21 protein-coding genes and 2 CRISPR repeat arrays are annotated in these 26,769 nt (G+C 35.5%); of the genes, 3 read left to right on the top strand and 18 right to left on the bottom strand.

Translation table 11 applies throughout. The annotated features are described in order from the left end of the window. Nucleotides 1-26: 26 nt before the first annotated feature. Nucleotides 27-1,064: an aldose epimerase family protein gene (locus ACFQ19_RS06735; RefSeq protein ID WP_379591305.1), complete on the top strand. Its 1,038-nt coding sequence runs from the start codon at nucleotides 27-29 to the stop codon at nucleotides 1,062-1,064. A 274-nt stretch (nucleotides 1,065-1,338) separates the two neighbouring features. Here the strand turns inward: ACFQ19_RS06735 and ACFQ19_RS06740 are convergent, their stop codons facing one another. The 3 genes from ACFQ19_RS06740 to ACFQ19_RS06750 form a co-directional block, all read right to left on the bottom strand. Next, the gene (locus tag ACFQ19_RS06740) at nucleotides 1,339-1,542 is read right to left on the bottom strand and encodes a hypothetical protein (protein ID WP_379591306.1); all 204 of its coding nucleotides are present in this window, start codon (nucleotides 1,540-1,542) and stop codon (nucleotides 1,339-1,341) included. A 228-nt stretch (nucleotides 1,543-1,770) separates the two neighbouring features. Next, complete coding sequence (locus ACFQ19_RS06745) at nucleotides 1,771-1,995, bottom strand: hypothetical protein (RefSeq protein ID WP_379591307.1); 225 nt, start codon at nucleotides 1,993-1,995, stop codon at nucleotides 1,771-1,773. 286 nt (nucleotides 1,996-2,281) lie between these two features. Next, nucleotides 2,282-2,437 (bottom strand): hypothetical protein, encoded by a 156-nt coding sequence (locus ACFQ19_RS06750; RefSeq protein ID WP_379591330.1) that lies wholly within the window; start codon nucleotides 2,435-2,437, stop codon nucleotides 2,282-2,284. Here ACFQ19_RS06750 and ACFQ19_RS06755 point away from each other — a divergent pair. Further along, entirely contained in the window at nucleotides 2,372-3,706 is a 1,335-nt protein-coding gene (locus ACFQ19_RS06755) for a transposase (protein ID WP_379591329.1), read from the top strand. The two genes, ACFQ19_RS06750 and ACFQ19_RS06755, sit on opposite strands and share 66 nt — an antisense overlap. Before the next feature lie 130 nt (nucleotides 3,707-3,836). Here ACFQ19_RS06755 and ACFQ19_RS06760 read toward each other — a convergent pair whose 3' ends face one another. From ACFQ19_RS06760 to ACFQ19_RS06820, 13 genes are all read right to left on the bottom strand, one after another. Beyond that, on the bottom strand, nucleotides 3,837-5,426 hold the full coding sequence (locus ACFQ19_RS06760; RefSeq protein WP_379591308.1) for a solute:sodium symporter family transporter: 1,590 nt from the start codon (nucleotides 5,424-5,426) through the stop codon (nucleotides 3,837-3,839). 264 nt (nucleotides 5,427-5,690) lie between these two features. Beyond that, complete coding sequence (locus ACFQ19_RS06765; protein ID WP_379591309.1) at nucleotides 5,691-6,578, bottom strand: fumarylacetoacetate hydrolase family protein; 888 nt, start codon at nucleotides 6,576-6,578, stop codon at nucleotides 5,691-5,693. 38 nt (nucleotides 6,579-6,616) lie between these two features. Further along, a complete protein-coding gene (locus ACFQ19_RS06770; protein WP_379591310.1) occupies nucleotides 6,617-7,459 on the bottom strand; it encodes an amidohydrolase family protein in 843 nt (280 codons plus the stop codon). A gap of 60 nt (nucleotides 7,460-7,519) precedes the next feature. Next, nucleotides 7,520-9,235, bottom strand: coding sequence for an IlvD/Edd family dehydratase (locus ACFQ19_RS06775; protein ID WP_379591311.1), 1,716 nt, complete (start codon nucleotides 9,233-9,235; stop codon nucleotides 7,520-7,522). Nucleotides 9,236-9,247: 12 nt separating this feature from the next. Continuing rightward, nucleotides 9,248-10,129, bottom strand: coding sequence for an SMP-30/gluconolactonase/LRE family protein (locus ACFQ19_RS06780; RefSeq protein ID WP_379591312.1), 882 nt, complete (start codon nucleotides 10,127-10,129; stop codon nucleotides 9,248-9,250). A 41-nt stretch (nucleotides 10,130-10,170) separates the two neighbouring features. Continuing rightward, a complete protein-coding gene (locus ACFQ19_RS06785) occupies nucleotides 10,171-10,923 on the bottom strand; it encodes an SDR family NAD(P)-dependent oxidoreductase (protein ID WP_379591313.1) in 753 nt (250 codons plus the stop codon). Nucleotides 10,924-10,957: 34 nt separating this feature from the next. Then, nucleotides 10,958-12,055 carry a Gfo/Idh/MocA family protein gene (locus ACFQ19_RS06790; RefSeq protein ID WP_379591314.1) on the bottom strand — a complete coding sequence of 366 codons (1,098 nt, stop codon included), beginning with the start codon at nucleotides 12,053-12,055 and terminating at the stop codon, nucleotides 10,958-10,960. A 205-nt stretch (nucleotides 12,056-12,260) separates the two neighbouring features. Beyond that, the gene (locus tag ACFQ19_RS06795; protein ID WP_379591315.1) at nucleotides 12,261-13,550 is read right to left on the bottom strand and encodes an aspartate aminotransferase family protein; all 1,290 of its coding nucleotides are present in this window, start codon (nucleotides 13,548-13,550) and stop codon (nucleotides 12,261-12,263) included. Nucleotides 13,551-13,963: 413 nt separating this feature from the next. Further along, the gene (locus ACFQ19_RS06800) at nucleotides 13,964-14,713 is read right to left on the bottom strand and encodes an IclR family transcriptional regulator (protein WP_379591316.1); all 750 of its coding nucleotides are present in this window, start codon (nucleotides 14,711-14,713) and stop codon (nucleotides 13,964-13,966) included. A gap of 637 nt (nucleotides 14,714-15,350) precedes the next feature. Then, complete coding sequence (tkt, locus tag ACFQ19_RS06805) at nucleotides 15,351-17,339, bottom strand: transketolase (RefSeq protein WP_379591317.1); 1,989 nt, start codon at nucleotides 17,337-17,339, stop codon at nucleotides 15,351-15,353. A gap of 61 nt (nucleotides 17,340-17,400) precedes the next feature. Beyond that, nucleotides 17,401-18,750, bottom strand: a complete 1,350-nt coding sequence (locus tag ACFQ19_RS06810) for a PTS ascorbate transporter subunit IIC (RefSeq protein WP_379591318.1) — start codon at nucleotides 18,748-18,750, stop codon at nucleotides 17,401-17,403. Between the two features lie 24 nt (nucleotides 18,751-18,774). Further along, entirely contained in the window at nucleotides 18,775-19,056 is a 282-nt protein-coding gene (locus ACFQ19_RS06815; protein WP_379591319.1) for a PTS sugar transporter subunit IIB, read from the bottom strand. After that, nucleotides 19,053-21,095, bottom strand: a complete 2,043-nt coding sequence (locus ACFQ19_RS06820; protein ID WP_379591320.1) for a BglG family transcription antiterminator — start codon at nucleotides 21,093-21,095, stop codon at nucleotides 19,053-19,055. The genes ACFQ19_RS06815 and ACFQ19_RS06820 overlap by 4 nt, the downstream gene beginning before the upstream one ends. A gap of 792 nt (nucleotides 21,096-21,887) precedes the next feature. Continuing rightward, nucleotides 21,888-22,460: a CRISPR direct-repeat array (repeat unit 33 nt; unit sequence GTCGCTCCCTTGATTGGGAGCGTGGATTGAAAT). Between the two features lie 443 nt (nucleotides 22,461-22,903). Here ACFQ19_RS06820 and ACFQ19_RS06825 point away from each other — a divergent pair. Continuing rightward, nucleotides 22,904-24,136 carry a Fic family protein gene (locus ACFQ19_RS06825; RefSeq protein ID WP_379591321.1) on the top strand — a complete coding sequence of 411 codons (1,233 nt, stop codon included), beginning with the start codon at nucleotides 22,904-22,906 and terminating at the stop codon, nucleotides 24,134-24,136. 272 nt (nucleotides 24,137-24,408) lie between these two features. Next, nucleotides 24,409-24,779: a CRISPR direct-repeat array (repeat unit 33 nt; unit sequence GTCGCTCCTTGTATTAGGAGCGTGGATTGAAAT). A gap of 294 nt (nucleotides 24,780-25,073) precedes the next feature. Here ACFQ19_RS06825 and ACFQ19_RS06830 read toward each other — a convergent pair. Beyond that, entirely contained in the window at nucleotides 25,074-25,769 is a 696-nt protein-coding gene (locus tag ACFQ19_RS06830; RefSeq protein WP_379591322.1) for a poly-gamma-glutamate hydrolase family protein, read from the bottom strand. Between the two features lie 515 nt (nucleotides 25,770-26,284). Then, nucleotides 26,285-26,449, bottom strand: a complete 165-nt coding sequence (locus ACFQ19_RS06835) for a hypothetical protein (RefSeq protein ID WP_379591323.1) — start codon at nucleotides 26,447-26,449, stop codon at nucleotides 26,285-26,287. Between the last annotated feature and the right edge of the window lie 320 nt (nucleotides 26,450-26,769).

Raw genomic sequence — 26,769 nt, forward strand, 5'->3', positions numbered from 1 at the left:
CACTTACTCATATTGGAGTTGTTCTTATGAAGGTAAACACAAAATACTTAAATGAAACGTGGAAGCTTTTCATCTTAAAAAATGATCTTGGTATGGAGATAAATATATTAAATTTCGGCGGAATTATCACGAAGATTAGTACCCCCGGTAAAAATGGAAAAGTTGAAAATGTTGTTTTGGGGTATGATAACTACAAAGATTATAAGACAGACCCTTATTTTTTTGGTGCTATTATTGGTCGAGTAGCCGGACGAATCGAAAATGCGCATTTTTCCTTAAATGGCAAACAATACGAACTAGAAACAAACGATGGAGTAAATCATTTGCATGGCGGCTCCAATGGATTTCACCAAGTCCTTTGGGAAGGAGAAACATTTGAATCAGATGCGTACGCAGGTGTCACCTTACATTATATTAGCAGTGATGGTGAAAATGGTTTCCCCGGAAATGTGAAAACAGCCGTTACATACACATTAACCAATGACAATGAATTGATACTGGACTATTGGGCACAAACGGATGAAACAACACCGTTTACTTTAACAAATCATTCCTATTTTAATTTAACAGGTAATTTACGTGATACGATACATAATCATCATGTTACGATAGCCAGCCATCAATTTGCCGAGCTGGATGATGCCTTGATACCAACTGGAAAATTACTTGATGTAAAGAACACCCCCTTTGACTTTACTCAAGGTCAAAAGCTTAGGGAAGGTATCGTATCAAATACGGAGCAAAATCAAATTGTAGGAAATGGGTTTGATCATTATTTTATATTTGATTATGGTAAAAAGGAAAACGTATTTGTCAGAGAAGAAACAAGTGGGCGTACACTTACAATTGAAACAAATCAGCCAGGGATGGTGATGTACACATCAAATAATTTAGATGATGGAATAACGTTGTCGGAAGGAACAACCAAAAAATATTTGGGTGTTTGCTTTGAAACACAAGGATTTGCTGGCTCATTGCACGGATCTAATTTTCCAAGCATTATTTTAAAAGCCGGAGATAAATATCAAAAACGTACCGCATTTCGATTTGGAATAGATTATTAAATTATAGTGAAAAGCTTAGCTTTCTATTATTTCAAACAAGAATAAATAGGGGAATGACATTCTAACAAGTAAATCACCATAAATATCATAATAAAGAGAGGACTTCGAAATATATCTGCAGCCCTCTCTTGAAGTTGAAAATTGATGAAATTATCCTTCATTGAATTACTTCCTTAACGGTATTCCAAGCATTTACTTGGTATTCGATACCCACTAGATATTTTTTAACAAAAAAGGCACCTACCTAAAAAGTAAGTGCCTACGCCTACTCTATTTATTCGCCTATTTCTTCTATGTCCCCATCTGGATATACAATATAACTTCCTAATACAATTCCATTTCCTAAAACACTTGCGTCATGCTCTTCCCCATCCTGATACTCTTTTATATCAACAAACAAAAGCTCATCTATATAATTTAATGTGGTAGTTGTATCATAAGCAAAATTTAATATGAAATGAACGTCTCCAACTTCCATATAATCCTTTCTATAGGAAGAAACATAATCCAGTACGTCTATAAATTCAGATGTCGTGCTCTTTTTCCATTTGCCTGTATGGTCATTTCTTAGATCACTCGGATCACTTGTCTTTATTTCTGAAAAAGCTTTCTCGCTCTTACCTATTATGTTTTCCTTCAGATTGTCCCAGCCAGATGATTCATCTTCTATATCTTCTTCAACATTATCTTCGTCATCTTCCTCTGTCTAAGTCAAAGGTTCATCGGCCTGTTGTTCTTCATCCTGTTGCTCTGTTTCTTCTGCTTCTGCAGTGTCTGCTACTGTTTCTTTTGATTTAGATTCTACATCTTGGTTTTCTTCTTCACTTTTATCGGATGTCGAAACTTCCCTTTCTGATTCAGCATCATCATTCGTATTGTTACACCCAATTAATACCAGTGATAACAATAGTAAAAATAAAATCTTTTTCAAACTGACCCCAATCTTTTATGCATAATGGATTATAATTTTACTATAATTAGTTAAAAATCATATATAATTTCCTTTTAAAATTATACATCACTCAAATATATAATCTTTATATATTTACTGGACAGTCAAAAGTTTTAGCAGGAAAAATAACCCTTTCTGGCGAATGATATAGATGACGACTATATCTCTGAAAGGAGTTCAGATTCGCTGAAAGGGTTATATAATGAAAGTATACATGACTTTCATGCGAATCGCCACTGCTATGTTAAAATTTATCAATACCATTTTACTCGAATTTCGTTCCTGCTTTTCCCGGTAAAAAACGTACCATTGGTTTGTTACCATTATCATTGGTTTGATGCTGCGTTCGGATCAGTTGGGTATAACGTCGATTATGCGGGACCTTGGCCTGCCCGGTCATCGTTACGAGACGCTGGTGCATTTCTTTCGTTCTTCTGCCTGGTCGCTTGAATCCCTGCGAAAGAAATGGCTTCAGATAGTCAAGCGTTTCGCCCCGCTTTTTTACCTTAATGGTCGGGTAGTGCTCGTTGGAGATGGGATGAAACAGGCAAAAGAAGCCCGACATATGCCTGGTGTCAAAAAGCTCCATCAGGAGTCCGAGAACACCTCCAAAGCCGCATACATTTTCGGGCATTTGTTTGGTGCTATCGGTGTGTTGATGGGTACACCGAAGAAATGGTTCTGTTTGCCCTTATTCATCAATCTCCAGGACGGTGTCAAAGCTATTTTTGATTGGAGCCATTCATCCAAGCAATGGGAGTCCCACGTGATTCAAGTAATAGACCAGGGCTTTAACGCGGCAAAAGGGTTAAAGGAGAATGGTCTCCTGCTTCTTGATCGTTACTTCCTAACTGCCCCTGCCTTAAAACGATGGACCCAATTGAATCAGTCAGGAGGCGCCCAGCTGCACCTTGTAACCAGGGCCAAGATGAATGCCGTTGCTTATGAGCTCCCACCCAAGAAAAAGAAGGGTCGGGGACGCCCGCGCAAAAAAGGAAACATGATCAAGCTGAATACATTGTTTCAAAGCCGTGCGGACGAATTTCAAACAGCCACGGTGACGATGTACGAAAAACAAGAAACCGTACAATACCTGTGCCTGGATTTACTATGGGGTCAAGGCCATTACCAGAAGCTGCGTTTTGTGCTGGTGAAGTATAACGGCGGCATCTCTATTTTGGTAAGCACTGATTTGACATTGGAGCCAGTCGATATTATTCAATTGTATGGGCATCGTTTCAAAATCGAATGCACCTTTCGGGAGATGAAGCAGGCGATTGGCGGATTTAGCTATCAATTCTGGAGTAAATCCGTGCCCAAGCTGAAAAAGTATCTCCAAAAAGGGGAAACACATCCGTTGGAACAAGTCACCGATCCAAAAGACAGGCGGAACATTCGGCAAACCGTCAAGGCCATTGAAGGGTTTGTAATGTGCAGCTGCATCGCCATGGGGCTGTTGCAATTAATTGCCGTCAAATTTTCGCATAAGAGTTCAGTACGCTACTTTCGTTATTTGAGAACACCATCCAAGTCTATCGTCTCGGAGGCTACAGTTATGGCTTATTTACGCCGATTTATTTTTCTTATGTTTGCTCGCAACCCGCGTTTGACCATAACCCAAATAATTCAAAACAAGCGAAAAAACCCGGAAAAAATGCCTGATTCCAATGATGACCGTATGGTGTCGTAATGCTTAAAACTTTTTACTGTCCAGTATATTTATAACAAAACACTTATTTCATCATATTTAAAAGAGATAATACTGAACATAGTTGTTTGCACAATTTAACTTCTTCTCACATGATATTTGACTTTTTAAGCTAACCAGCAATACCTAGCTTCGAGAAAAATATATAAATTAGAAAAATACTTGCAATTATAGCCAAAGAAAACGGATATAAATATTTCCAATTTGTAATATCTACTGAGTTATTTTCTTTTAGAATAAATTCAGTTTCTCTAGGTTTGATTTTTCCGATAATTAGCATTAGACCTACACAAATAACAAACAATATCCCTAAAATATGAATATAGTTTAGTCCAAAATCCCAGATTAATTGTGTAAAAGCATAAGCAAAAATAAATACTGCTAAAGATATTTTCGCAGCTATTGTAGGTACACGTTTAGTTAGATATCCAACAACTATAATCGTTAAGATTGGCACATTATATAAGCCATTTACTGTTTGTAAATAGACAAAAAATCCTTCAGGAACAAGCTCAATTAGGGGCGCAACAATGATAGCAAAAATTGCAATACCTGTCCCAATATATTTTCCCTTTTTTACAAGAGTCGCTTGTGTGGCATTTGGATTGATGTAAGGTTTATAAACATTTAACATAAATAAGGTAACAGATGAATTTAGTGCTGAATTAAATGTTGATAAGATTGCCCCTGCTAAAGCAGCAGCAAAAAAACCAAGTAACGGACTCGGTAACACATGTTCCACAAGTCTAGGGTACGCATCCTCAGGGATTAAGTCAGGACCAAATATGTTAAACGCAATAATTCCAGGCAAGATGATAATCAGTGGTGTGAATAACTTAAATGCTGCTGCCAATAACAATCCTTTCTGCCCTTCTTTTAAACTTTTAGCCGCAAGAGCACGTTGCATTACAAGTTGGTTTGTCCCCCAATAGAATAGTCCTATTAAAAGTAAACCAGTAAATAAAGCGCTAAAAGGAACAGGTTCAGATGATGATCCAATAGCATTTAGTTTCTCGGGTGTATCGTTAATAATGATACTTACCCCTTCTACTAATGAACCATCTCCCAAAACCGTTAACCCTAATATCGGGATTAATAATCCCCCTAAGAATAATCCTACTGCATTCACTGTATCGCTAATAACTACAGCCTTTAAGCCACCAAAAATAGCATAAATTGCACCAATACCTCCAACTGTGGCAGAGATAATCCAAAATGCTGATAATCTGCTCACACCCAAAATTTCATCAATATTAAAAATCCCATTAAATGCAATAGCACCTGTATATAGAACTGGAGGCATTAAATTAGTTATATAGCCAAGTAAAAAAAGAATTGTTACTATTTGTTTCGTTTGTTCGTCATAGCGATCTGCTAGAAAATCAGGTATCGTTATAATATTGCCTTTTAAATATCGAGGCAGAAAAAATATCGCTACAATAATAAGTGCAATTGCAGCTATTACTTCAAAAGCCATGGAAGATAAACTAAATAAATATCCTTCTGCATTTAATCCAATAAGTTGCTCAGTAGAAAGATTTGTTAACAGCAAGGACCCAGCAATCACCCATGCAGAAAGTCCTCTACCTGCTAAATAATAACCTTCCGTTGTATGAAGTTTTTCACCTCGGGTATAAATATAAGAAATTACAGCAACCAATCCCATAAAAAACAAAAACGATATGATTGTTATAAATGACATTGAAGGCCTCCTAAGATAATAGTTTTAAACAAAATAATTTTTTTGAACACTGTAAAACACCTTATATATCATTTTTCTAATTTCGTTTTTGACCCATTAATCTCATTCATTGAATTTGTTAAGAAGGATAAAAGAGTTAAACGTTCTTTTTTTCCTCACCTGTTTTCCTACGTAAGCTGCTTTTTGAACTCTAATCAATCTCTTACCTTACTAATATGAAACTCAAATCAATTGGTAATCGCCAATTCTGAAGCGCTTTCAAATTCATTCATATACAAATTTATTTGTTAAACTTCCTAGTTTTTCTATCTCCACAGTTACTTCATCTCCAGGTTTTAAAAATACTTGTTTATCTTCTGGTTCCCCCATAATCACTCCCTCTGGTGTGCCTGTTAAAATAAGATCGCCTGGAGTTAATGTCATATACTTAGAAATATAACTAACAATTTCATCGCAATTAAAAATCATATCTGATGTATTTGAGTTTTGTTTTTCCTCTCCATTTACAATTGTTTTCAGTTGTAAATTATTTGGATCTTTTACTTCGTCACTAGTTACTAAATAGGGGCCGATTGGACTGAAATCATCACAGTTCTTGCCAAGCAACCATTGACTGGATACAAATTGTAAATCTCGAGCAGACAAATCATTTCCTGTAACATAGCCAAATACATGATTTATTGCTTCGTTCACAGGAACATTTTTAGCTGTTTTTCCAATTACAATTCCTAATTCTACCTCGTAATCTAGCTTGTTTGTGTTTTTAGGAATTTTAATATCTTGTTTATGCCCTGTTAATGTGTTATTAAATTTGTTAAAAAGAATGGGAGTTTCAGGATAAGGAGCCCCTGTTTCATCTGCATGTTTTCGATAGTTTAACCCGACACAAATTATTTTACTTGGTAAGGTTACAGCGGGTCCCCAATTAACATCTTCATCTTTCAAGTAATGAAAAGATTCAGTTTTCAAATTTGCTATATAATTTTCTATTTCTTCAACCATATCTTTTCCTCCATGAATAACTTCCATCATATCTGTTGGGATATCTGCATTCCTATTATTTTTAAGCAACTCATCTAAATTAATGATTCCTTTATCTGTTTTCACTCCTAAAACTTCTTTTTCTTCCTTCCAAATAGTTAAAAATTTCATTATTATTCTCCTCTCTATTCAATTTCATCATGTTATTTTTATTTGCGCAGACTTAAAATTTCAGGTATATTCCGGTGTATAATATCCTCTATAATATGATTGGGAATCTTTGGCATCTTGGTTCCTTCTACAACATCGTTAATTTTCCATAATGTATCTATGGTTTGTGTTATGGTAAAGAACGGGAAATCTGAACCCAAAAAGATTTTATGTGTTACACCATATTCCATGGCTAATACCATTGCATTGTAATATTGCCATGGTCTTCCCCCTAAAGCGGATAAATCCATATACATATTCGGATTTTTACGAACTACTGAAATGCATTCACCAACCCAGGGATGCCCCATATGAGCAATAATTATTTTTAAATCTGGGAAAGCCCTTGCAATGGGATCTAAAGCGGCTGGTCTTGATGCATCTAAAAATCCTTCAGGAACAAACGATGTTCCTTGATGAAATAGTATGGGAATATCTAATTCGTTCGCTTTTGCATATAAGGCAAAATGTTTCTTGTCATCCGGATAGAAATTTTGATACATTGGCCCTAATTTTAATCCGCTTAAATGTAAATTCTTAACTGCATCTTCTAATATACTAGGCGCTAAATCATTGTTCGGATCTACACTCGCAAATCCAAATAATCTATCCGCGTGTTTGGAAACATGCTCAGAAACATATTCATTCGGAACCCTCGTACCTGTTGCCGGTGCATCAAACGCTAAAACGATCGCTCCGTCTACATCCTTTATACTTTCTTGATGGTCTTCCGGTAATGCAATTAATTCATGTTCTTCTCCCCAGGCTCTTTGACAGGCTTCTCTCATTGCTCCCGTTACATGACCAGGTCCAAATAAATGGGTGTGACTATCAAATATCATGACAAGCATCCCTCCTCGTTTATTCTGATTCTTCCTATTTGTTGATAAAACTTCTTCTATTTAAATGCTGCTTTTTAATTCATCCCTCAATTCCTTGGGGAGTAAAAAATCAAAATCGCATCCTAACTCCGACTGCAAAACTGTATTTTCAAATAGCAGCCCATAGCCACGATCATAAAATGGCTCTGTCTGTACCCATTTTGACTTCCTCTTCTCTAATTCTTCTTCATCAACAAGTAATTGAAGAAGCCGATCATGGATATCCAATTTAATTTCATCTCCATTTTCAATTAATCCGAACGGTCCTCCGACAGCAGATTCTGGAGATATATGAACTACCAGCGTTCCATAAGAAGTTCCGCTTATTCTTCCATCAGATATACGCACCATATCACGTACACCTTTTTCTAATAGCTTCTGTGGAATAGGTATTTGCCCTTCTTCCGGCATACCTGGAGCACCTTTTGGCCCGAGATTTTTCAAAACTAATACACTATTCTCATCGACATCAAGATTTGGATCATCAATCCGCTTCTTCATATCTTCAAAAGAATCAAATACCACCGCTTTTCCTTTATGTTGAAAGAATTTCTTGGAAACAGCTGTTTTCTTAATGAGTGAACCTCCTGGGGAAAGGTTTCCTTTTAAAACAGCAATGCCCCCGTCTGGTTCCATTGGCTCAGCCAATGGAAAGATAACTTTTCTATTCAAAACATGGACATCCATCAAATTTTCTTCCGACGTTTTACCTGTCACCGTCATACATCCCCCATGTAAAAGAGGTTCCAATTCTTTCATTAGAGAAGGTACACCACCAGCTTCAAAATACTCTTCCATTTGATATTGTCCAGATGGCCGCAAATTCAATAAAAATGGCGTTCTTTTACTGATCTCATCGAACGTCTCTAACGGAAGCTTCATACCGAGACGTTGGGCAATAGCAACCATATGAATGATGCTATTTGTCGAACCACCACTCGCCATCGTTACGGTGATCGCATTTTCGATAGCTTCTTTTGTCATAATATCTTTTGGCTTTAAGTTTTCTTTTACTAATTGAACGATTCGGTTCCCTGTCATCTGTGACATATGACGCCTTCTTGAATCGACAGCAGGTATTGCAGCACACCCTGGTAAAGCCATACCTAATCCTTCTGCAATCGATGCCATCGTACTAGCTGTCCCCATTACCATACAATGACCATCACTCCGGCAAATAGCATTTTCTGCTTCTGCAAGCTGAGCGTCATTCAAATTCCCTGCTTTATGTTCTAACGTAAAACGATAACAATCTGTACAAGCACCGAGGCTTTCCCCACCTAGTCTGCCATTCAACATTGGCCCTCCTGTTAGAATGATAGATGGTATATTCGCACTGGCAGCGGCCATTAACTGAGCGGGTACCGTTTTATCACAACCTCCCAATAAAACAACTCCGTCAATAGGATGGGCTTTCATCATTTCCTCTGTATCCATGGCCATTAAATTTCGTAACAGCATAGATGTTGGTTTTATATATGGCTCCCCCAGAGAGATCGTGGGAAATTCCATGGGTGTTCCGCCCGCTTGCCAGACGCCTCTTTTGACATGTTCAACGAGTTCGTTAAAATGCGAATGACACTTGTTTAATTCACTAAACGTATTGCATATACCAATGATTGGCTTCTTGATATCATCTTCCGTATATCCCATTGATTTTGTAAAAGAGCGATGTACAAATCCCCACATGGTTTGATCAGCAAAATAGGTCTCACTTTTTCTCGTTTCATTACTCAAAGACAGTACCTCCTATCGATTGTTAAATGAAAATGTTGGTAACCCTTGTACATCCATGTTGATACGGAATAATCCTCCAGAATAAGGATGCGCTGCTAACTCCTTTTCTGTTAACCCTGCACGAGCACTCGTAATGTATAATTCATTCCGTTTCTCTCCGCCAAAGACACAAGAAGTCACACGAGGCACAGGCAGTTTGATCGTTTCTAATAAATTTCCGTTATTAGGATCCCAACAACAAATGACCCCTGCATCCCAATGTGCCACCCATAAATTCCCTTCCATGTCACCTGACATGCCATCAGGTAATTTAAATTTCTCTGGTATGATTACAACCGTTCTCTTATTGTTAATGTCACCTGTATCCAAGTTATAATCGAAAGCTACTATCTTATATGCTAACGTATCAATATAATACATGGTTTGATAATCCGGAGACCAGGTTATGCCATTGGAACATCCAACAGATTGAATCTTCGTTGTTATCGAATAATCCAGTTGGAGACAAAATAACTCCCCAGTAAACTTTTCAGCATCTACTCCATTAACGGCTCCTACCCAAAAACGTCTGAATGGATCACATTTGCCATCATTAAATATATTTTCGGAATGCTTATTGGGATTCGTGATAAATGTCTTTTTTTCCGTTTCAATATGGAATAAATAAATGCCGCTTTCTGTGGCCATAATCACTTCCTGTTCATTCTTAGGAGCAACACTTCCAATATGCTCGCCTATTTCCATTTTTCGATTTCGCTCATTTTTCGGATCATATATATATAAATTCCCTCTAACACTGTCGATCCAATAGAGTACCTGCTTTTCGCTATCCCAGGAAGGACTTTCTCCTAAATCCGCCTTTTCATCTTGGACTAGTTCCCAAGTTTTATCCAACTATCCCACCTCACCACACTACTAAATTAAAAACATTCGTTTTACAACTCGCTCGCATTGGCTAAATGACCACCGTCAATGACTAGAACAGTTCCTGTAATATAAGTGGCTTGGTCAGAAGATAAAAAGTAGACTCCATCTGCTACTTCTTCCACTGTTCCCAATCTTTTCATAGGTGTCTTATCTGTTAAATTCAAAGTCTCATCTTCTTTTTTTAATTTTTTATCCAATGGTGTATCAATAAAGCCAGGTGCTACTGCATTTACTCTAATATTGCACGGTGCCAACTCTACAGCTAACGATTGAGTCAATAAATTAATTCCCCCTTTTGAAGCATTGTAATGGGCTAAGTACGAACTGCCAGCCAAGCCATTTTTAGATGAGATATTTACAATACAGCCAGGAATTTGATCTTGTATCATTCGCTTTCCTATCCATTGGCTGAGAATAAAATTTGCCCTGAGATTCACCTGCATAATCTGATCCCAATTTTCTAATGGAATTTCAATCATTGGTTCTCTAACAGCTAATCCAGCATTATTGACTAAAATATCTATCCCTTCCCAATAGGCATAGGCCTTCTCCGCTTTTTCTTTTATGTCCTTAACATTTTGCAAGTCACAGACAATGGGTAGAATTCGATTATGATAGGTACTACATTCCGCAGCTAAAATGGATAAGTGCTCTTCATCATTATCCAATACAGCAACACGACAATTGTTTTTTAGATACTTTTGAACAATCCCCTTTCCTATGCCCTTAGCTCCCCCAGTAACTAACACTCTTTTATGCACATGAACACCCTCTCTCTTTTCAAGATTGAAACATTTACCATTTACTTATATCTGGCATTGTGACTTGTTTTCCATCTGAAGTGATCGACTCCTCAGATAAAATTCCAGGCAATGTCAGTTGTAAAGCCTTATAGATATCAATATTTAGAGGCTTGTCATGCATAATGCAATCTAGGAAATCTTTAATCATATAATAGTCTGCTCCCCAATGGTTAGCGTTTTTTGGTTCAACCGGCATTTTCAAATAATCTTCCGGTAAAAATTCAGGATAAAATGCTTCTAGATCCATCCATTCTTCACTAGATGAATTATAATCTTTTAACCATACGCGATGCTTCTCTCCAGGAACGCTTGGTGCTTCATAACAACCCTTGGTTCCTTGTAAGGAATAATACCGCATATTATGTGGTCGATTGGAAGTTAAATCTAATCTTATTTTTATTAGCGCACCACTTTCTGTCCTGCATAACATAATCGTTGTGTCATCAATTTCATTATCTGGAGATGTATGTGACCCAGAGCCTAAACAATTTACATATTGAACACTTTCGTTAAACCAATTTAATATCGGCCCAAGACTATGTGTCCCATAAATACAACCACGTTTTCCCATGGTGTCTGTTTTACGCCACGTTGGATCACCATTTTCATCGTATTGTAAATGTTTCACATTATGTATATACGCTCCCTCCGAATAATAAATCTCGCCAAATAAACCTTTCTTAACCATATTGTTTATAGCAACATTCTCTCGTATATAACAATAATTTTCCGCCATCATGTATTTCGCCTTACTACGTTTGACTGCATCCAATAATAATTTACATTCTTCCAAAGTTGTTGCCGCGGTTACTTCTGACAGTACATGGATATCCTTATTCAAAGCTGAAATTGCTTGACGCGCGTGCATATGAATAGGAGATGTTAACACAACGACATCAATATCATCGTTAAGGAGTTCCTCATAGCTAGAAAAGGTTCTTTTCATACCATACTTTTCTGAAAACTTCATCAGAGCTTCTTCATCCGTATCCATAATGGCTTTCACTTCTACATTATTAAATAAGTTAAAATCTTCATAAAAATCAGCTCCTCGTGTTGTACCAACTATTCCAATCTTCAGTTTATTCATATAAGATCTCTCCTAAATAAATTTATGAAACTCACAAATTAAACGAGCTAATATAACATCTTTTGTTTAACTTTTTTATTCATGATATTTGGCTACCATCCTCAAACCCATTTTCAGCATTTGAGGATGGTTATTATTCATATATTAAATGATTCCGCTCTACGAAGCCGCTTTAAAACTTTTGAATGAATGAGTGAAAAAGATACTAAATGAGCTCTTTTAAAACATCCTCTATTGCTTGCAATGTATTATCAATATCTTCTTTCGTGTGGCTATAACTAATATGATTCCGTTTAATATTCATCGGCATTTTGAAAAAGCCTCGTTCAATCAGTTTCTTTCGATAACTGACATACATTTCAGCATCGTTCTTCATTAAATCTGTATAATTTTTCGGTTCAAAATCCATAAAATATGTTGTCCAAACAGAGCCAAATCCAGCTACATATGCTTTAATACCTAGCCTTTCATGTATTTCGCGAATGCCATTTCTCATTCTATCACCAAGTTCAAAAATATGTTTATGGACCGGTTCTGTTTCCATAATTTCCATGGTAGCAATCGTTGCTGAAGTACCAACGGCATGCCCATTGTATGTACCAGCAAACCAAACATCTCCACCAGGGTTGGTATTGTACCGCTCCATATATTCTTTCTTGCCGGCGACTGCAGCCATCGGATAACCGTTCGCCATTGCTTTTCCCATTGTTGTCAAATCAGGTGTTACACCAGCAACCTTTTGAAAACCGCCTAAGTCATGACGAAACCCTGTAATCACCTCATCAAAAATCAAAACCGCATTATGTTCATCACACAATTCACGCAATCCCTGCAAGAATCCTTCTTCTGGCATCACACAGCCTATATTATGTGGAATCGGCTCTACAATGATTGCCGCAACTTCATTCTTGTTTTTATGAAAAGTTGCTGCAACATCGTCTAAATCATTGAATGTACAAATCAGTGTATTATCAATTGCTTCATCCATCATTCCAGCAGAACCCGGATCACGTTTGCCGATCATATCAGGGGCACTTAACATGTTTCTTGCCACATAATCATGCCATCCATGATAACAGCCTTGAAATTTAATTAATTTGGTTCGATTTGTTATAGCTCTTGAAAGTCTTATAGCATGGTACGTAGCTTCTGAACCCGAATTGCAAAACAATACCTGCTCCGCCGAAGGAACATGCTTTGTTATTTTATTTGCACATTCAATCTCTAAATCAGTAGTACCTACTCCATATAAGTCAGTTGTTGAAAGAGCTTCGATTACTCGCTCATTTACTCCTTTATAATTATGACCTAATATATATGGTCCGAATGCAGATTGATAATCAACATATTTGTTTCCATCCGCATCATAAATGTAAGCGCCTTCAGATTTAGTGAAAATTAAATGGGGATCCACATTCCTTATAGAAGTGTGTACGCCACCAGGGGTATATTTTATTGCCTCTTCATATAATTCTTTACTTTTCGTATTTAACATGTTTAAATATCCTCCTTATTTTAATTTTGCAAAAATGTAATAGCATTGAGCAATAATGAAATCGCTTTCTTGATTATATAAAAAATCATCTCCTTTAGTTTTTAAATTTGACTAAAAAAATAGATAAACTTGAAGTATTCTCTATACAAATCTACGAAATATATAATACTGAACTGAGTTTTCCTTGTTGAACAAGTATAATGTGTCAACAATAATTTTGTCAACATTTAATTTTATATTTTATCTGTTAGATAGTTGAAAATAGCTATTTCATTAAAAAATGGACCCATTGAAATTCAAGTGAATGTTAGAATTTCAATGGGTCCAGAATGCTCCGTTATACCAGATACGATTTTCTTAAGATGACATACAAATTATTAAAAAATAAATATATGAAATCAACTATTATCTATTTATATACTCTTTGCTATATCTTGTGCTGTTTGACGAACTAACTCTCCAATTTTTGAAAATTGCTCTTTAGGCAATTGAGAGGTATGGCCGGTTACACTAATTGCCGTTGGTGTAGTATGGCGGGCATTAATTATTGGAGCAGCAATACACCTGACACCAATCTCTCCTTCCTCATCTTCAATAGCATAACCGTTCTGGTGAACAGCATTCAAGGATTCCTTAAAAGTCTTCATATCTGTAATCGTATTCGGTGTTACTTTATCCAAATCTTCAAATGTTATTATTTGATGAAGTTCCGATTCACTCAAATAAGCTGCTATGGCCTTACCTAATCCTGTTAAATGTATTTCAGTTTTCAAGCCTGGATATGTGGAGAATTTTATAAAACTATCCGGCTCTTCTTTTGCTATATACATAATCTGATTTTCATGAAGGATGCCTAAATGTACAGTAAAACCCGATTCTCCCATCAAGCGTTTCATATATGGTTTTGCCAATTCTATCATATTACTATCAGATACATACGTCATTCCAATTTGAAACATTTTAGGGCCAATTTGAAAACGACCATTGAGATCTTTTTGAACCATATTATAGTATTCAAGCGTCTTCATAATTGCAAAAACTGTTGCTTTGGGCATATCAAGTTTTTTACATATTTCAGTAACCGTGTACTGACTTTCCGACTCACTAATAAGCTTTAATATTTTAATTGTTCTTTCTAAAGCTGGCACATGATATTTTTCCAATTATCTTCCTCCTAGCTATGTTAACTAATTTTAAAGAGACTATATATTTTTGTTTTAAAACATAGCCATTTTTCTCACGAATTGGTTTTGTATATAAAACTCTGTTTATAATATATTACTATTGTATAAATTTATTTTTCCTTTTGTCAAGCTATCTATTTTGGTCCACCTCCATGATGTTACTTTTTTAATCTGATTTTGAGGTGAATGGATTTACTTTCACTATACTATTAGTTAATTACAATGGTATTAATCAAAGATAATCTATGTACATTGAATAACAACAAATAAATTAGCACCAATAAGTTATTTCCCCAAACTAATTATTAATAAAGCCTAAAGCGGTATAGAAATAGAAATAATAGGTGTTGAAGGTGAATTATTTATATATGCCGGTCCAACCATTCCTAATAATTATACCTAAACAACATTTAAAAATTCACAATCAATACAAAAAGAAGGAACTGTTCCCAAAATGCACATCAGGCATTTAGTAACAGCTCCTTCTTTTCTTTAATGACAAAAGTACATGCCACCCTTTATTTGAATCATCTATAATGAAACTAAAATACGTAGCATCACTGCATCAAACACTCCATTACTAAAACTTAATAACTTTACTCATTATCATATATTATTAAAGTAACGCTTTAAAATGTTTAACAACGTTCTCAACAGTAAATCCAAATTCTTTAACTACTTGCTCTCCAGATCCAGATGCTCCAAATGTATCTATACTCATAATAGAACCAGCACTTCCAGCGTACTCTCTCCAACCAACTTTAGAACCCATTTCTATCGTTAAACGCTTTTCCAAATTACTTGGCAGCACTGTTTCTCGATATTCCAGTGACTGTTCTTCAAATAAATCCCACGATGGCATACTAACGACGTTAACAAATATATTATCCTTAGCTAACTCTTCTTGTGCTTCAAGGGCTAAATGTACCTCAGATCCAGCAGCGATTAGAATACCTTCAGGGCTTTCTTCTGCTTCTGAAATAATATAAGCTCCTTTTCGGACACCTTCTGCCGCCAAAGCATCTGTAACCTGCAATGTTGGTACCCCTTGTCTACCAAGGACGAGCATTGTCGGGTTTTCTGATTGCGTTAGCGCTACTTTCCAAGCTTCTTTTGTTTCATTTGCATCTGCTGGACGGATAATAGAAATCCCCGGCATTGCTCTAAGTGAAGCTAATTGTTCAATTGGTTGGTGAGTAGGACCATCCTGACCTACAGCTATACTGTCATGTGTAAATAAGTACGTTACTGGTACCTCCATAAGAGATGCTAATCTTATTGCAGGTCTCAAGTAATCTGAAAATACAAAGAAAGTACTTACAAATGGCCTCAAATGATGTAACGCTAACCCATTTGCTATCGCGCCCATGGCAAATTCACGTACACCAAACCATATATTTCTTCCAGCATAGTTCTCCTTGTTTAGATCCTCAAATTGTTTTAACTTAGTTTTCGTTGAAGAATCCAAATCTGCCGATCCACCAACTAATTCTGGCACATTATTAGCTAATGCATTTAATACTTCACTTGCTGAAGCTCTTGTAGCAAGTTTATCCTTTTCTGTATAAAAAGGAAGATTTATATCCCAATCTTCAGGAAGATCTCCTTTTATAATTCGTTTCAATTCATCTGCTAATTCGGGATGTTTCTCTTGATATTGATTAAATAATTGATTCCATTCATTTTCTTTCTTTTCTCCGTTGTCTATAATACTGCGGAAATCATTATAGACTTCTTGAGGCACATAAAATTCTTCTTTATAATTCCAATTATAGAATTGCTTTGCCTTATTGACCTCTTCTTCTCCCATCGGATCACTATGAGCATCACTAGTACCCTGAATAGAAGGGGCCCCATAACCGATAGTGGTTTTTATTTCTATAATTGTTGGACGGTTTTTTTCAGATTTTGCTTCTTTAATTGCATTTTCAACAGCTTCTATATTGTTCCCATCTTTTACAAATAGATATTGCCATTGATAAGATTCAAATCGTTGTTTAATATCTTCAGAAAATGAACGATTTAATTCTCCATCTAGACTAGTATCATTTGAATCATATAATACAATTAAACGTCCAAGGTTCATATGACCAGCAAATGATGCAGCTTCATAGGAAATCCCCTCCATTAAATCACCATCGCCACAGATAGTATAAGTGTAATGGTCAACAATTGGAAAATTGTCACGGTTATACGTTTCTGCCAAGTGCCTTTCGGCTAGTGCTAATCCTACACTTACAGGGATACCTTGTCCAAGTGGTCCCGTAGTAGCTTCTACTCCAGGTGTTATCCCAAATTCAGGATGTCCGGGTGTTTTACTTCCCCATTGTCTAAATCGTTTTAATTCTTCCAAGGGTAAGTCATATCCAGCAAGGTGAAGTAAACTGTACTGTAACATTGAACCATGTCCTGCCGACAATACAAACCTATCTCTATTAAACCAATTTGGGTTTTGGGGATTCATATTCATGATATTCTTCCAAAGGCTGTAAGCCATTGGCGCTGCGCCCATAGGCATTCCAGGATGACCATGTTGTGCTTTTTCTACACTGTCAATTGTAAGTGTACGTATTGTATTAATAGATAATTCAGAAACCGTTGTCATAAATGAGCCCTCCATATGAATGAATTATTATTCTCTCTAAAAATCTACTATTTAATTTATCTTATGCATCTTCTTTTTTCTTTTTAAAAGGTATAACCATTATGGCCAGAATAACAATGAGACTAATAACTATTGCAATTGGACCAGCATAGTTAGCTAATGAACCAAAGAATATACCAGAAACTCCGAAATCAGCATCAGAGAACGTTGTGTTTGCAAATCCAAGATCGCCTAATACCGGAAGTAAGAATATTGGTAAGAAAGAAACGATAATACCGTTGACAAAAGAACCAGCTATAGCTCCTCTTATACCGCCTGTACCATTACCTAAAACACCAGCTGCCGCACCTGTAAAGAAATGAGGTACCACTCCTGGTAAAATAATAGTTGTTCCAGAAATAACCATAATCGCCATACTAAATATGCCGCCTAAGAAACTAGAAAAGAAACCAATCAATACCGCATTAGGCGCGTAGGTGAAAATAATCGGCACATCAAGAGCTGGTTTAGCATTAGGAACTAATTTAGTAGAAATACCTTTGAATGCAGGGACAATTTCTGCCAACACCAATCTAACCCCTGCTAGAATAATGAAAACACCTGCAGCAAAACTACCTGCTTGTATAAATGAGAAGACTAGATAGTTAGTACCTTCACTTAATTCTCCTTCTATAAATTGTGGCCCTGCAAATAATGCCACAATGACATACATAACCACCATGGTTAAAGCAATACTGACTGTACTATCACGTAAAAAACCGAGGCCTTTTGGAAAGTTGATTTTCTCTGTAGACGTAGCATTTTTTCCTTTCACTGCTCTACCAATCAGTCCACTTATTGCATAGCCAACAGCACTGAAGTGACCTAATGCTACATTGTCATTTCCGGTCAACTGACGCATAAAAGGCTGCAGGATAGCTGGTGATAACGTCATGATGATACCTAAAGCTACGGAACCAGCAATGATTAATGGAATGGTATTAAAGCCTGCCACTGCCATGATTACTGCCAGCATACACGCCATATATAAGGTGTGGTGACCTGTTAAGAATATATATTTGTACCTGGTAAATCGGGCAATCAATATGTTGGCAATCATTCCAAAAAACATAATAAGCGCTGTATTTGTTCCATATTCAGATAAAGCTAAAGCAACAATTGCTTCATTATTAGGAACAACTCCTGATACATTAAATGCTTCTTGGAACATAGCACCAAAGGGAGCTAACGCAGTTTCCAAAATACCTGCACCAGCTGCAATAACCAGGAAGCCAACAAACGTTTTCGTTGTACCTTTTACTGTATCTGATAAGTTTTTTCGCTGTGCTATTAAACCAACTAATGCTATTAAAGCAACTAAAATGGCTGGCTCACTTAAAATATCAACTAATAAATTTAAAAACGTATCCATAGATATTTCCTCCCCGAATACAAATTAAAGCTTGCCTTTTCTCTCCATTAACTCTTTTACTTTTGTTTTCAATTCATCCATATCAATGATATTCTCCATAACAACAACTTCCCCTAAATGTTCGCCGCCTTCAGCTATATCTTTAGCTAAGAAAAACACATCAGCGTCTGCAGGAGTTGCCGAGCTTAAATCTGAATGGGATACTTCTACACCTGTAACCCCCAACTCATTTAAGACTTGGTTTATATTCATCTCCACCATAAAACTTGTTCCTAAACCCGAACCACATACTGCTAAAATTTTCATTTGTCTTCTTCTCCTTTTTTTATAATTTCAATTATTTTCTCTGATGTGTCAGCTTCTTTGATAGATTGAAGCAAGGTATCATCAGATAAAAACCTAGTTAATTGTGCTAATGCTTTAAGATGCGCTTCACTGTCAATGGCAGCTAAACATATAAATATATCTATCTTATGCTCCTCTTTCCCTAGCAATAACACTGGATTCTTTGTTCGCAGAAATGACATTCCTAAATTATTCACACCTGCTTCCGGTCTTGCATGAGGTATTGCTATCCCTTTACCTATATGGATATATGTCCCTGTCTCCTCTACGTTCTTTATCATTGCATCAATATATTCTTTTTGAATCTTATCTTCTTCCAGCAAAGGTTGTGAAGCTTTTGTTATCGCTTCTTTCCAATCCAATGCATCATCTGTGAAATGAATCATATCCTCTGTTAATAATTCTGAAAGCATTGGCGAATATCTCCCTTTCTCTGTGTTTTGTAAATACATAAATTCAACAAGTTCGGAATATAACTTTTTATCATTTTTTATATCAGCATATTTGTTTATGATGGACATAATTGAATCAACTGAAATATTTTTATATTGATATCTTGGAAAGTCGGAGGCAACTTGTTGAAGCAGATAGTTTTTTTCCACCTGAGATAATAATGGCTTCACAATATATACCGGTTTAACTGATAATATATCAACCGTTGAAAAAATTAAGTCATAACCTGTTGTAGCAATATCAGCTATCTGTTTACTTGTATACACTTTGGAAAAAGTAATATCTGAAAACATTTCATTCAATTGAGCTCGGAGCATAATAGATGAGCTAACACCATTAGAGCAAACAACTAATGCGCGTAATTTTCTTGTAGATGATCTTTTATCTTTTTCAAGATAACCTCCAAAGTGCAGTGTGAAATAACCGATTTCTTCCTCACTTATATCCTTCCCTGTCAACTTCGAGAGTGGTGCTAACGATCTTTTCACGAATTGAAATAAATCCGAGTATTCTTCTTTTATTCTGGTTGTTAATGAATTGACTAATGGGATTCGAAAAGTAATTCTGAAAAAAGCTGGGACCAGATGATTATATAAACTTTGCTTTAAATTATCTTTGTTTTCAATCGGTAACAAAGTTAGCTTCTCAAATTGATCAATAATTTGTCTCGATAATTCTTCCAGAGAAGGGTTTTCTGCTGAAATCTCCTCCAAAGCCGTAAGCAATTGAATTGTGATATAATAACTTTCATTCTCATTTTCTTCATTTATTAATTTCCGGGATAAATTTTCACCTTGTTCAAATAACTGTTGACTCTTCACTAATTCTTTTTCATACTCATTAAAGAATAGATTCTCACTAGCACCCCGAACCTTGACAAATGTAAGAAGAATAATTAATTCTTTTTTTCTGCTCTTCACTAAATTGATTTCATTGGCAGTTAAAAATTCGTCAACCACTTGCTGCGTTATAATTAAATTTGCGTCTTGTTCCCATGTTTTAAGTGCTAATATGATTATTTCTTTTCCCAGCGGTTTAGCAAGTAAGGAGCCTATACAATAAGAAGCTAATCGTCTTTTATCTAATTCACTTCCTTTAAGATGATACCCTTCCATTCTTGTATAAACTAAGGAAATCCCCCATTCTGAACAAAGCTTCTTTATTTTTTTAACATCGGCTAATGCTGTATTCTTACTGACATCTAACAGTAATTGATAATGATAATTGGAAATTTGTTCTTCTCGAATAAACGTGTATAAATAAATCAAAAAAATTCTATCTTGTTCAGAAATAATAAAGCTATATGGATCTTTTTTCACGAGAATGTCAAACCCAATATCCTCTTTTAATTTGCTATCAATAACAAAAGAATCATTAATCACCTCTATTCTCGGCATATCCAAGCTAATTAAAGCATTATTCATTTTTTCAAAATCATAATTAAATTGACGCTCCGACAAGCTTAACTTCCTCATTACTTCTGACTTGGTCATATCATCATATCTAGTTAATTCCTCATAGAGTGCATATGATCTCTGATCAAACAATGAGAGCCCTCCTTTATTCCTTAATTTAATTATAATAGCGTTTACAAAGCATAAACAATCACGTTTGAACCCAATCTTTGTGGTAAGTTATTCTAATAATTGTGCTAAGTATACTATTGGTATAACCATTGAGTAGAATTGGACACTTTTTATGATTTTTTGCTGAATAAGATTAAACAGTTATTTTCCAAGAAGACTGCTCACTTTAATTCAAAGGACAGCTATAGCAGTCTATACAAGCACACCCGAATTACTTATGATAATTGATTTAACCACTTTTATCCATGCCTATAATAGTTCCAAGTAAAGTGATTGGGTTCCTTAATTTCAAAAAAATGATTACACTGAAATTTATGAAAAGTGTTCTTTTATTTAGCAATAACTGTCTACTTTAGATTAGCATTCGCAAACGTTTAACTTTCGTGAAATACAAAATTAAAAGTACGAAGTAATTCTAACAATCAAGGATTATATACATAAAAATAAGGAACTTAATTATAAAAAGGAGAAAATATTTGCTGGAAATGCTTATATGTCATTATATTGTTTTAAATAACGCTATTATTTTCAAATAAGAGAAGCCTTAAACCATGGGGGAGTGATAAATGAACAATGGGGAATTACTTATTTTTAAGTTGCGAACCCTAAGCAGACATAAAATTGCCGGTAGGTTCGCGTGAAATTCTGGTAATTTATGCTCTCGATGAGTTAATATTGATATGTAACCAACATATTATAGCAATTATAAATCAAGATATAGTGATTAAAAAATCATAATAACAATATGTTGCGGTCGCTCCCTTGATTGGGAGCGTGGATTGAAATTAACACGCTATCAAGTGGATTTGACACGTCGGTCACGTCGCTCCCTTGATTGGGAGCGTGGATTGAAATAAAAGCCTTTGCCGGTACTGCTTGTCACAAGCGAGTCGCTCCCTTGATTGGGAGCGTGGATTGAAATCATCAATAACTTTAATCATTTTATCATCTCCTTTTGTCGCTCCCTTGATTGGGAGCGTGGATTGAAATCATGAAATTTGACCCAGAGGAAGACCCGCGAACACGTCGCTCCCTTGATTGGGAGCGTGGATTGAAATGCCGGTTGGATTGGCAATTTAATTGGATTGTTAGGGTCGCTCCCTTGATTGGGAGCGTGGATTGAAATAGTTCTGACGCCTTTCTTGATTTCTAATATCCCGTCGCTCCCTTAATTGGGAGCGTGGATTGAAATCGGTTGCAACTAATCCGTTTGAGGATTCTTCCCAGTCGCTCCCTTAATTGGGAGCGTGGATTGAAATCGGAAACTGGGAAAGAAGCCGATTGAACTGGAATGTCGCTCCCTTAATTGGGAGCGTGGATTGAAATCGTTTAGAATCCGAAGAATAAAAACCTGCCACCCTGTCACTCCCTGTATCGAGAGTGACAATTTGCATAAAAACGAAAATCCACCGATTGCATAATATTATTGTTGGCTTTTCTTCTTTTTAAAATAAGCTGCTATTAATTAAAATGGCAACACTAGAATACAATATGCACGAATATGAAACTTATAAGTGATTGCCCATAAAATGCTGTTCAATTATACTCAAAAAGGTATCAATTTAGTAAACAGTTCACTTCTGTTTCTATTTTCCAACAACATGTGGAAAGTAAAATTAAAATTACGAAATAATCTTAACAATCAAGGGTTATATACATAAAATAATGACCATAATTGTAAAAAACAAACAATATTTATTGAAAATGCTCATAATTCATTATATAATTTTAAAAAATACCGATATTTTTAAACAAGGTAGGTTAAAAGCATGGAATATAATAAATTAACAAAGTTTTTTTATAAATATGGTCCTGAACCTTACCATGATGAAATATATAAAAGAAAAAATAGCTACGGAAGCTACCTTACACCTTTATTTATTAGAGGTTTTAGAAAAGGACAAAAATTAACGGATACATTTCAATTATTTTATGTCCATACGCATAAATTATTTTCATTAAATAACAAAGTATTAATAAATAGTTCTAAGATTTCTGCTTTAATTAGCAAACTTCCTAAATTCATCATCGAGCCGTATTTTCATAAGTTAATTATTAATGAAGCCCAAAGCAATAATGAAATAGAAGGAGTACGCAGTACGAAAAAAGAACTAAAAGAAGTACTAGAGGATATATTACGCTCTGACAAAACAAAAAAACGTTTTGACGGATTAATGAAGACTTATTTATTTATTGATGATATTGAACCGTTTAAGGAAATAGCTGACTTCCGAAGCCTTTATGATCAATTGGTTTCAGATGAAATAGATAAGGAAAATGTTCCTGATGGTGAACTATTCCGAAAAAGTTATGTTGAAGTAAATGACGGAACGCAAACCACACATATAGGTATTCAATCGGAAATTCAGATAATTGAAGCGCTAAACACTTTGATTCATTACCTTGATGATCAAAATCATTCGGAATTATACCGTTATATGGTGGCTCATTATTATTATGAGTATATACATCCTTTTTATGATGGAAATGGAAGAACAGGTCGCTTACTCATATGCAGTTATATATCCAGATATTTAGAAAGGTATTCCGCTATTTCACTGTCTTATGCCATTAATAAGAATAAATCAAAGTATTATAAGGCATTGGAAGAAATACCAACTCCATTAAACAACGGGGAAATGACATTTTACTTGATAGATATGCTAGAATTGCTCGCTGCGGGTCAAGAAGGTATTATTGATGACTTAGAAATAAACTTATCTAAAATGGAAAGAATTGAAGGTTTTTTCAAAAGTACGGATTGGGATCAGCTGGAAGAAGAAGCTGACATGTTAGAGATAATGACTAACTTAAGTGTTTTCGTAAATGATGAGGCAAGTCTTTCTGTTACAGATTTGATGGAAATATCCAAAAAATCACGATACAAAGTAAATAAAATAATGGAGGTGCTGGAAGAGGGTGGTTATGTTAGACTCGTTAGAAAAAGGCCAAAATCGTATCAAGTAACGGATAAGCTGCTGAATGACTTGTTGATTATGTAATGCATGTTTTGGATTGTTTAGGAGGAGATTTGTGTACAGTTTAGAATAAAATTTGTCTATTAAGCATAATAGTGCCAAATCGATACTATAAAATGGATAATCTATTGTTTTTAATTTGCGAACCATAAGCACACATAAAATTACCGGGAAGTTCGCATGAATTTCTGGCAAATTGGGCCCTAAATGAGTTAAAATTGATATATAAATTCATTATTATTTTGTTCTTATGTCGGTATGTAGTGTTTGAAAAAATACAAATACTACATGTTGCAGTCGCTCCTTGTATTAGGAGCGTGGATTGAAATAAACTTGGTGGGGGAGCCAATATTGAATTTGATGTCGCTCCTTGTATTAGGAGCGTGGATTGAAATCGAAATACAATAATGCAATAAAACCACCTATCTAATGTCGCTCCTTGTATTAGGAGCGTGGATTGAAATATGTGCTAGTGATATATAATGAAAAAAAGACAAAAGTCGCTCCTTGTATTAGGAGCGTGGATTGAAATTCCATACGTTGAATCGCCCGTTTTTCTATCCCATGTCGCTCCTTGTATTAGGAGCGTGGATTGAAATAAGGGAAAGAGTTAGCAGCTACGTTTAAAGATATTGTCGCTCCATGTATTAGGAGCGTGGATTGAAATCCTGTTCTTCTGTTTGGTCGATTTCTAGCATCACACTCCATATATTTGGAGGATGGGTGAAGTGGCCAGTCGGGCGATTGCCTTGGTTACTCCCTATATTGGGAGTATGGACTAAAATGTTGCCCCTTTACTAAAAGCACCAATCACCACATTATAAATAGAAACAACTAAACTAACAGGTCACTATATCAAGAGTAGGAGTTTTTATATAAAGCGACCGAATTCCTCCTCCCTTTTATTTTCCTTTTGCCATTCCTTGCATCAATCTAAAATCACTAACTTTATGAACAAACACTAATCACCACTCAAAGCTCTCCCAATAGCCTCAACATAATCATAAAACTCCTCCGTACGATTATCCCGATTCACAGACGAAAAATCCCCGTCCTCAAAAAAAGCCTTTCGTTGAGCAGTACTTATTTCTAATTGAACCCCCTTATTCTGTTTATTTTGATTAACAATATTCCCTTTCTCTTCTCCATTAAATTCGTTCGGTGCATCACTTACGGAAAAACCGGCATTTTTTAACTCTTTCTCTATTGATTTAGTTAACGTTTCATCCAGTCCTCCTAAATACGTGTGTTTCTCCAATTCATCCTCATATCCATGAAAAGATATAGTATAGAAACTATCTGATACAAGGGCTAATCCTTCTGGTTCATCGAAATTAGTTGAATCAATATGCAGTACTGTATTGTTTGCTGATTTAATCCCTTGAAAAGAATAGAAGGTATATTCGCCTGCAAGAGCCAATTGTTGCGCTAAATCCGTTGTGCCTGGCTCTATCCCCCCACCATGTATTGCTATGATTGCCACATCCGAATTCCCTTTTTCAGAACGGATCTTATAATCTACTTCTTGCCTCTCATTCTGGCTAAGTTCATTAAAAGTTTTGTATGTATCATTCCCATTGGACCCATTGGCTAGCAGCATTGCTATCATGACAACTACTAACGCTAGTCCCACAATTATAAAATTATTCCTTTTCATCATTACAACCTCTATTTCATTTATGCTTCTCTTTATCATACTATAAATCTTTATAAGCAAAAATATACGAAGCACTATTAATAGATTAAAAAACATCCGAAAATAATAACACCAAATAAGCACTTTTCATTTCGTTAACACTCTTACAAAACATACACTTTTCCTGTCACCGCATCAATTACATATTGTTTATTCCACCAGAATAGTTACAACTTAGATTTGTCTGAATTCTATATAACAACATCTAGTAATGTTTAGAAATCAATGATTTTGGATGACACATTTAAAATTGAGAAAGAAACTATCATTGATCATAAAAAAAGTTTTCGTTATTCTTTGTGAAAAAATTGGGAATTACTATTCATATATGAAACTGCGATGATTTCATGGTACTAAAAAAAGATATGATTCCTATAATTCATGCAGGAACCATATCTTTTTACTTTTCTAGTGTTTCTACTTCAAATTCTCTCAGTGTGATTGAAGCTGTATAATATCCATAATCTAGTTATCTCTTAACCTGAGCCTAATTCCATTTGACGCTTATCCTGAATATCAACCACGACTTGCCCATGTTCATTATACTCTACTTCATTTGGCATAACACCAAGTTCCTCGAACAATTTATCTTGTTCATCCATGATTTTCTGTAATCTTTCAATTTCTTTTTCTACATCCATGAAAATCACTCATTTCAACGTATCATAAGCAATAACTTTTATGAATTTAATATATCATATTAGAAAAACAGTGTTTAGTCATATTTTTTGAATTTTCACTATAATAATTATTAATTTGTTTGACAAATACATAACTAATTTCTTGATTTTCTCAAACACAACTAATTTTTAATTCTGCCTCGGTTGACTTTACGTAAGCGTCAAATAATCCCCACCTACAAGTTATAAACCACGCATGAGATAATCTCCATAGAAAATCATACGGAGGTTATGCGATGACAAATGCAGAAAAAAGAACAGAATGGAAAGCAAGATATGAT

The sequence above is a fragment of the Oceanobacillus locisalsi genome, from assembly GCF_042675985.1.
Classification (GTDB): domain Bacteria; phylum Bacillota; class Bacilli; order Bacillales; family Amphibacillaceae; genus Oceanobacillus; species Oceanobacillus locisalsi.

Coding starts and splice junctions, on each gene's coding strand:
- ACFQ19_RS06830 (WP_379591322.1), bottom strand. CDS start 25,769: ATGAAAAGGAATAATTTTATAATTGTGGGACTAGCGTTAGTAGTTGTC.
- ACFQ19_RS06750 (WP_379591330.1), bottom strand. CDS start 2,437: ATGCACCAGCGTCTCGTAACGATGACCGGGCAGGCCAAGGTCCCGCAT.
- tkt (WP_379591317.1), bottom strand. CDS start 17,339: ATGACAACGGTTTCTGAATTATCTATTAATACAATACGTACACTTACA.
- ACFQ19_RS06795 (WP_379591315.1), bottom strand. CDS start 13,550: ATGTTAAATACGAAAAGTAAAGAATTATATGAAGAGGCAATAAAATAT.
- ACFQ19_RS06810 (WP_379591318.1), bottom strand. CDS start 18,750: ATGGATACGTTTTTAAATTTATTAGTTGATATTTTAAGTGAGCCAGCC.
- ACFQ19_RS06790 (WP_379591314.1), bottom strand. CDS start 12,055: ATGAATAAACTGAAGATTGGAATAGTTGGTACAACACGAGGAGCTGAT.
- ACFQ19_RS06770 (WP_379591310.1), bottom strand. CDS start 7,459: ATGATATTTGATAGTCACACCCATTTATTTGGACCTGGTCATGTAACG.
- ACFQ19_RS06835 (WP_379591323.1), bottom strand. CDS start 26,449: ATGGATGTAGAAAAAGAAATTGAAAGATTACAGAAAATCATGGATGAA.
- ACFQ19_RS06760 (WP_379591308.1), bottom strand. CDS start 5,426: ATGTCATTTATAACAATCATATCGTTTTTGTTTTTTATGGGATTGGTT.
- ACFQ19_RS06765 (WP_379591309.1), bottom strand. CDS start 6,578: ATGAAATTTTTAACTATTTGGAAGGAAGAAAAAGAAGTTTTAGGAGTG.
- ACFQ19_RS06740 (WP_379591306.1), bottom strand. CDS start 1,542: ATGGAAGTTGGAGACGTTCATTTCATATTAAATTTTGCTTATGATACA.
- ACFQ19_RS06735 (WP_379591305.1), top strand. CDS start 27: ATGAAGGTAAACACAAAATACTTAAATGAAACGTGGAAGCTTTTCATC.
- ACFQ19_RS06815 (WP_379591319.1), bottom strand. CDS start 19,056: ATGAAAATTTTAGCAGTATGTGGTTCGGGTTTAGGAACAAGTTTTATG.
- ACFQ19_RS06825 (WP_379591321.1), top strand. CDS start 22,904: ATGGAATATAATAAATTAACAAAGTTTTTTTATAAATATGGTCCTGAA.